The organism is Nocardioides sp., from assembly GCF_035503875.1.
Taxonomy (GTDB): Bacteria; Actinomycetota; Actinomycetes; order Propionibacteriales; family Nocardioidaceae; genus Nocardioides.
Genome location: NZ_DATJTA010000072.1, coordinates 66,296 through 74,347 on the forward strand (window position 1 = coordinate 66,296; position 8,052 = coordinate 74,347).

The following is an 8,052-nucleotide window of genomic DNA, read 5'->3' on the forward strand; positions in this document are numbered from 1 at the left end:
TCAGCCCGCCGACCAGGCCCAGTCCCGCACCTCCGGCAGGTCCTCGCCGTGCGTGCGGGTCCACTCCCGCGCCCGCCGGCGCGTGTCGACCATCCGCTGCCGCAGCGAGGCGGCGCGCGAAGCCAGGCCGGGCACCCGGTCGATGACGTCCATGACCAGGTGGTAGCGGTCCAGGTCGTTCATCATCACCATGTCGAAGGGCGTCGTGGTGGTGCCCTCCTCCTTGTAGCCGCGCACGTGCAGGTTCTCGTGGTTGCGGCGTCGGTAGGTCAGCCGGTGGATCAGCCACGGGTAGCCGTGGTAGGCGAAGATCACCGGCCGGTCGGCGGTGAACACCGCGTCGAACTCGTGGTGCGGCATCCCGTGCGGGTGCTCGGTCTCGTCCTGCAGGCGCATCAGGTCGACCACGTTGACGAAGCGCACCCGCAGCTCGGGGAGGTGCTCGCGCAGGATCGACACCGCGGCCAGCGCCTCCAGCGTCGGCACGTCGCCCGCGCACGCGAGGACGACGTCGGGCTCGCCGTCGTCGTTGGACGCCCAGTCCCAGATGCCGGCCCCGCGGGCGCAGTGCAGGTCGGCGGCCTCCGCGTCGAGCCAGTCGTACGACGGCTGCTTGCCCGCCACGACGACGTTGACGTAGTGCTCGCTGGCCAGGCAGTGCCGCATCACCGACAGCAGGGTGTTGGCGTCCGGCGGCAGGTACACGCGGACCACCTCGGCCTTCTTGTTGACCACGTGGTCGATGAAGCCGGGGTCCTGGTGCGAGAAGCCGTTGTGGTCCTGGCGCCACACGTGCGAGGTCAGCAGGTAGTTGAGCGAGGCGACCGGCGGGCGCCACTCGAGCTCGCGCGTCGTCTTCAACCACTTGGCGTGCTGGTTGAGCATCGAGTCGACGAGGTGGATGAACGCCTCGTAGCAGCTGAACAGCCCGTGCCGCCCGGTGAGCAGGTAGCCCTCCAGCCAACCCTGGCAGGTGTGCTCGGAGAGCAGCTCGACCACCCGGCCGCTGTGCGCGAGGTGCTGGTCGACGTCCTCGATGATCCCCGCGAAGACCTTGTCGGTGGCCTCGTAGACGGCGTCGAGCCGGTTGGACGCGGTCTCGTCGGGGCCGAAGATCCGGAAGTTGTCGGGGTTCGCGCGCACCACGTCGAGGAGGTACTCCCCCAGCACCCGGGTCGCCTCGTGCACCGACGCCCCGGGCGCGGTCACCTCGACCGCCCGGGAGCGGAAGTCCGGCAGCCGCAGCGGTCGCTTCAGCAGCCCGCCGTTCGCGTGCGGGTTCGCGCTCATCCGCCGGGTCCCCGCCGGCGCGAGCGCGCGCAGCTCCGGCACCAGCCGTCCGTCGGCGTCGAACAGCTCCCCGGGCCGGTACGACGCCAGCCAGTCCTGCAGCTGCGCCCGGTGTGCGGCGTTGTCCCGGGTGCCGGCCAGCGGCACCTGGTGGGAGCGCCACGTGCCCTCGACGGGAACACCGTCGACGACGGCGGGCCCGGTCCAGCCCTTCGGCGTCACGAGCAGGATCATCGGCCACGGGCGGCGTACCCGGTCACGGTCCTCGCGCGCGGCCCGCTGGATGTCCCGGATCGTGTCGTGGGCCGCGTCCATGGCCGCGGCCAGCTGCCGGTGCACGTCGGCCGGGTCGTCGCCCTCGACGGTCAGCACCTCGTGGCCGTAGCCCTCGAGGAGCTTGACCAGCTCCGGGCGTGGGATCCGCGCGGGGACGGTCGGGTTGGCGATCTTCCAGCCGTTGAGGTGCAGCACGGGCAGCACCGCGCCGTCGTGCACCGGGTCGACGAACTTGTTGGCGTGCCAGGACGCGGCCAGCGGACCGGTCTCGAACTCGCCGTCGCCCACGACCGCGGTGACCAGCAGGTCCGGGTTGTCCATCGCGGCGCCGTACGCGTGCGAGAGGACGTAGCCGAGCTCGCCGCCCTCGTGGATCGACCCGGGGGTCTCCGGCGCGACGTGGCTGGGGATCCCGCCCGGGAAGGAGAACTGCCGGAACAGCGCCCGCATCCCGTCACGGTCGTCGCCGATCGCCGGGTAGACCTCGCTGTAGGTGCCCTCGAGCCAGGCGTTCGCGACGGCGGCCGGACCACCGTGGCCGGGACCCGCGAGGAAGATCGCGTCGACGTCCCGCTCGCGGATCAGCCGGTTCAGGTGGGTCCAGAGCAGGTTCAGCCCGGGGGTCGTGCCCCAGTGACCGAGCAGCCGCGGCTTGATGTCGTCCGGGGTCAGGTCCCGCTCGAGCAGTGGGTTGTCGAGCAGGTAGATCTGCCCCACCGACACGTAGTTCGCAGCACGCCACCAGGCGTCGAGCAGATCGAGGTCGGCGTCGGTCAGGGGGGCGGGCGTCGCGGTCTGCACCATCAGGGCTCCTGGATCGTCAGGCGTGCTGGGCAAGGCGTCCGTGGCATCACCACCCTCGCAGGCAGCCGTCACCCCGGTCCACCCCCGCCACCGCCGAGTCGGCAGAAGTTCACGTCAGGTCTGACCGCAACTTCTGCCGACTCGACGCGCAACTTCTGCCGACTCGGGCTCTCCTGCTGAATGTGTGGGTGGGTTGAGCGTGCCGTAGACGAGCGCACGCCGCTCTCTGCCTAGGTTCTGGAGCTATCTAGGAACCGGAACCGGGCGTCAAGGAGAGCGGCGTGCGTGATGTCAGCCTATGGCGGTGTCTGTTGGGACTCGAGGACACCGTGGTCGAAAGGGTCGAGTTCGATCAGCACGAGCGGGTGGTGGTGGTTGCGGTGCGACCCGCGGCGCGGCGCCGCGGGCGGTGTGGCCGGTGCCGGGCGCCCGCGGCCGGGTACGACGCGGGGCGTGGTCGACGTCGATGGCGGACCCTGGACTGCGCCACGACGCAGGTCGTGCTCGAGGCCGACGCGCCCCGGGTGCGGTGCCGCGTCCATGGCGTCGTGGTCGCGCACGTGCCGTGGGCCAGACACCGGGCGCGGTCCACGCTGGCGTTCGAGGACCAGGTCGCGTGGCTGGTCACCAAGACCTCGCTGTCCACGGTCGCGCAGCTGATGCGCGTCGCGTGGCGCACGGTGGATGCGATCTTGACCCGGGTCTGGGCCGAGATCGCCGAGCGCACCGACCTGTTCGAGGGACTGAGCAGGATCGGGATCGACGAGGTCTCCTGGCGGCGCAACCAGCGCTACCTGCTCGCGGTGGTCGATCACGACACCGGTCATCTGGTGTGGGTGGGCAAGGGCAACACCACCGCGACCGCGCAGTCGTTCTTCGACGCGCTGGGACCCCAGCGACGCGCCAAGATCACCCACATCAGCGCTGACGCCGCGCCGTACATCGCGAAGGTGGCAGCGAAGAACTGTCCCGAGGCGATCCGGGTCGCCGACCCCTTCCACGTCGTGAAATGGGCCAACGACGCTCTGGGCGAAGTCCGCCTCCAGGTCTGGCGCGAGACCCGACAGCTCGCCCGGGCCAACTCCCGTGGCCGGGGCCGCGCACCCGCTGACGCTGCCCACGAGTACCCCGCCCACAAGCGGCTCAAGATCCTGACCCGCTCGCGCTACGCGTTGTGGAAGAACCCCGAGAACCTCACCCCGCACCAACAGACCCGGCTGGACTGGATCGCCAAGACCGACCCCCGCTTATGGCGCGCCTACCAGCTCAAAGAGGGCCTACGGGCAGTGCTGAAGCTCCCGTGCGAGGAGGCCGCCGCGGCCCTCGACGCCTGGTGCGATTCCGCACGACGCTGCCGCATCGAGCAGTTCGTCGACCTGGCCAGAATGGTCACCGACCAACGCGGCCCCATCCTCGCCGCGATCGAGCACGACCTGTCCAACGCGATCAGCGAATCGGTCAACACCCGCATCCGACTACGCAACCGCATCGCCTTCGGCATCAAAGACCCCGACGCCCTCATCAGCCTCCTCATGCTGACCCTCAGCGGCCACACCCCCGCCCTCCCAGGCCGAGCCTGACCCACACATTCAGCACAAGAGCCCGACTTCGGCGGGTGCGGAGTGTGAGCTAAGGAGTACTCCTCGGTAACAACCGACCGTTTCGTATGTGACCGTTGACACCCGGTGACGGTCGACATAGGTTTCCTGGGCGCGCATGTCTGAATCGTTTCATTACTCGGAAGGAACCCTCAGTGGCGTCCCCTCATCCCGCGTACCGTCGCGCCCTCGCGACGGCCGCAGCCTCACTCGTCGGCCTCACCACGGCCAGCGCGTTGGCTCCCGCCCCCGCCCAGGCCACCGCCCAGGCGCCGGCCGGCGTACCCGCTCCCGTCGACCTGAAGGTCGGCGGCCTCGTCGACCCGCTCGGCATCGACGACACCACCCCCACCCTGCAGTGGCGGGCCGGCGCCGGCCTGCTCAACCAGAAGTCGTTCCAGGTGCGCGTCGCCTCGAGCGCCGCCAAGCTCGACGCACCTGACCTGTGGGACAGCGGCCGCGTCGACTCCTCGCTCCTCCAGGCGACGTACGACGGCAAGGCGCTCGACTCGCGCGACCGCGCCGTGTGGCAGGTGCGCGTCTGGGACGTCACCAACCGCGTCGGCGAGTGGAGCAAGCCGGCCACCTTCGAGATCGGGCTGCTCAGCTCCGCCGACTGGCAGGCCGACTGGATCACCAACCCCGAGTGGGTCCAGCCGCTGCACCAGGACGTGAAGCTGCCCGCCGCCCAGACCGCGCGCTACGTGCAGCTGAAGGTCACCGACCTCGGCCGCCCCGAGGAGCCGCTGGACGACCCGGGCTGGCGTCCGCGCCTCGAGCTCGGTGAGCTCGTCCTGCGCGACAGCGCCGACCCGGAGGCCCCGAACCTCGCCCTCGGCGCCAAGGTCACCGCCTCGGAGAACAAGAACCAGACCGGCGTCTGGAACCCCTCCTTCGTCACCGACGGCAAGCTCACCACGGCCCAGGCGCCGCGCGGCTACCGGAGCACCTACCACCCCGAGACGGACGTCAAGGACAAGCCGATCCTGCTCACGCTCGACCTGGGCGCGGAGAAGACCTTCGACACCGCCGAGCTCTACAGCCTGTGGGACAGCCCGGGCCGCTACGGCACGACGCCCAACTACCCGCGCGACGTCGCGGTCCTGACCTCGACCGACGGCGTCACCTGGACCGAGCGCGCCAAGGCCACCAAGCTCCCGGCGATCTCGACGCTGCACGAGGCGCCCGAGGCGCTGCCGATCTTCGCGACGGACTTCCAGGCCGACGACGTCGCCTCGGCGCGGCTCTACGTCACCGGCCTCGGCGTCTACAACGCCAGCATCAACGGCGAGCCCGTCTCCGAGGACCTGCTCGAGCCGGCCAACACCTTCCACGCCAAGCGGGTCCCGTACGCGACGTACGACGTCACCTCGCTGCTCGACGAGGGCGACAACAGCCTCGGCCTCGAGGTCGGCAACGGCATCTTCAACGTCTTCAACGTGCCCAGCGCCGCCACCCGCTACGTCAAGACGGCCAGCGGCCACGGCGCCCCGCGCGTGATGGGCCAGCTGGAGATCACCGACAAGTCCGGCAAGGTCACGACCGTCGCCACGAACGCCGGCGCCGAGTCGTCCTGGCGCACGACGCTGGGCGAGGTCACCTTCACCAGCTGGTACGGCGGCGAGGACGTCGACGCCCGTCGTCACATCGACGCCTGGGACGAGGCCGGCACCGACCGGAGCTCGTGGACCTCCCCGGTCGCGTCCAAGGCGCCCCGCCAGACGACCCGCCTCGTCGGGCGCGTGCAGCCCCCGATCCGTCAGGTCGACGATCTGGACACGGAGTGGACGCAGCTCCCGAACGGCGACTACCTGTTCGACTTCGGCGTGAACTTCGCCGGCTGGCAGCAGCTGAACGTCTCCGGCCCGGCGGGCACCGCGATCACCATGCGGCCCGGCGAGCGGCTCAACCGCGACGGCGACGGCAACCCCACCGGCGTCAACCAGGACAGCTCGGGCAAGAACGCCTACGACACCTTCACCCTCGCCGGTGAGGGCACCGAGACCTACACCCCGCGCTTCCGCTACCACGGCATGCGCTGGCTGCAGGTCAGCGGCCTGCCCGCTGCCCCGACGGCGGAGACCATGAAGGGTCTGGTGCTGCGGACCTCCAACGAGGCGGTCGGCGAGTTCAAGACGTCGGACGAGACGCTCGGCCAGATCCACACGATGATCGACCGCTCGGTGCAGAGCAACATGTACTCGGTCCTCACCGACTGCCCGCACCGCGAGAAGCTGGGCTGGCTCGACCAGACCAACCTCAACTTCGACACCGTCGCCCGCGGCTACGACATGCAGGCGCAGTACCGCAAGATGCTGCAGGACGCCGCCGACTCCCAGACGGCCAACGGCCTGATCCCGACGACGGCTCCCGAGGACTCGCTCTTCGCCGGCGCCTTCCGCCACGACGCCAACTGGGGCGCGACCATGTCGGTCTCGGCCTGGCAGGTCTACGAGGAGTACGGCGACCTCGACCCGATGCGGACGTACTGGCCCAACATGGTCAGCTACGACCAGTACCTCAGCTCGATCGCGAACGACTTCATCCTGCCGGGCGGCCTGAACGACTGGGCCACCCCCGAGGAGTCGGTCAACCGGGTGCCGGACGCCTACGTCCAGACCTACGCCTGGCACAAGATCGTGCGCACCATGGCCGACATCGCGACCACGATCGGCAAGCCGGCCCAGGCGCGGACCTACGCACAGAAGGCCGACCGGATCGCCGAGGCGTTCCGCACGGCGTACTACGTCGACGGCAAGTGGAGCAACGGCAACCAGGCCGCCCTCGCGCTCGCGCTCGACGAGGACCTGGTGCCGGCCGACGCACGGCCCGCCGCGGTGCAGGCCCTGCTCGCCCGGATCGAGAGCGACGGCGGACAGTTCATGGTCGGCGAGGTCGGCCTCTACGCCCTGCTGCGCGTCCTGGCCGAGGAGGGTGAGCACGACCTGGTGCACGCCCTCGCCACCCGGCCGACCGGCAACAGCTACGCGAAGTTCCTCGGCCAGGGCGCCACGTCCCTGCCCGAGCACTGGTCCGGCATGGGCAGCTCCGGATCGCAGAACCACTACATGCTGGGCATGCTCGCGGGCTGGCTGAACGACAGCCTCGCGGGCCTCGACCAGGCGCCCGGCTCGGTCGCCTGGGAGCACGTCCTGGTCCAGCCGGCCCTGGTCGACGGGGTGGACAGCGCGAGCGCGTCGTACGACTCGGTGCGCGGTCCGATCGCCTCGTCCTGGAAGCGCACCGGGGGCGAGCTGACGCTCGACGTCACGATCCCCGGCAACACCGTCGCCACGGTGCGGGTCCCGAACCTCGCCGCCGGCTCGGCGGTCTACGGCCCGCGCGGCGCGAAGGTCGTGCCCAGCGAGGTCGAGGGCTACACCCAGTTCGAGGTCGGCGCCGGCACGCACACCTTCGGGGTCGGCGGCACCCCGCCGACGTACGCCACCGGGCTGGCGGTCACCGCCGCCACCCAGCCGTACGGCGCCCGCAGCGAGATCGTGGTCGACGTGACGGCGGCCGACGGCCGGCCGGTCGACTCCGGCACGGTCACCCTGACCGGGCTCGGCGCGACGCAGAAGGCCGCCGTCACCGGCGGCGCGGCCCGCTTCGCCGCCCCGGCGACGCTGGCCCCCGGCACCCGTCCGCTGCAGGTCGTCTTCAACGGCGGTGAGCGGCTGGAGGACGCGGCCGCCACCGGCACCCTGCGGGTCGTGAAGGCGAAGGTCCGCGCTCGGACCGCCGTCGTCCGGCAGCCGGGCGTGCGCACCGCGGGCCGCGTCCGCGTGGGTCTCGCCTCGACGACCGGCACCGGCGCCGGCGCGAGGAAGGCGACCGGCAAGGTCCGGGTGCTGCTGGTCAAGGGCGGTCGCACCGTGTCCGCCGTCGGCACCGCCCGCGACGGCAAGGTCGTCGTCCGGGTGCCGAAGCTGAGCCGCGGCGCCTGGGCCGTCAAGGTCCGGTACGCCGGCGACGCCCGGTACGCCGTACTCCGCACGACCCGGACGGGAACCATCACCGTCCGGCGCTAGCACCGACCAGGGGGTCGTGTGCCCGAGGGCGCGCTCACGCGCGTCGTCGGGCA

Annotated in this window: 3 protein-coding genes; 2 read left to right on the forward strand and 1 reads right to left on the reverse strand. The window is 71.1% G+C overall.

Annotated features, from left to right (window positions below):
• Positions 1-2,370: a phosphoketolase family protein gene (locus tag VMF51_RS17100; protein WP_325475664.1), complete on the reverse strand. Its 2,370-nt coding sequence runs from the start codon at positions 2,368-2,370 to the stop codon at positions 1-3.
• A 281-nt stretch (positions 2,371-2,651) separates the two neighbouring features.
• Between VMF51_RS17100 and VMF51_RS17105 the strand changes: the two genes are divergently transcribed.
• Entirely contained in the window at positions 2,652-3,950 is a 1,299-nt protein-coding gene (locus VMF51_RS17105; protein WP_325475665.1) for an ISL3 family transposase, read from the forward strand.
• Between the two features lie 173 nt (positions 3,951-4,123).
• Complete coding sequence (locus VMF51_RS17110) at positions 4,124-7,999, forward strand: family 78 glycoside hydrolase catalytic domain (RefSeq protein WP_325475666.1); 3,876 nt, start codon at positions 4,124-4,126, stop codon at positions 7,997-7,999.
• The last annotated feature ends 53 nt before the right edge of the window (positions 8,000-8,052 follow it).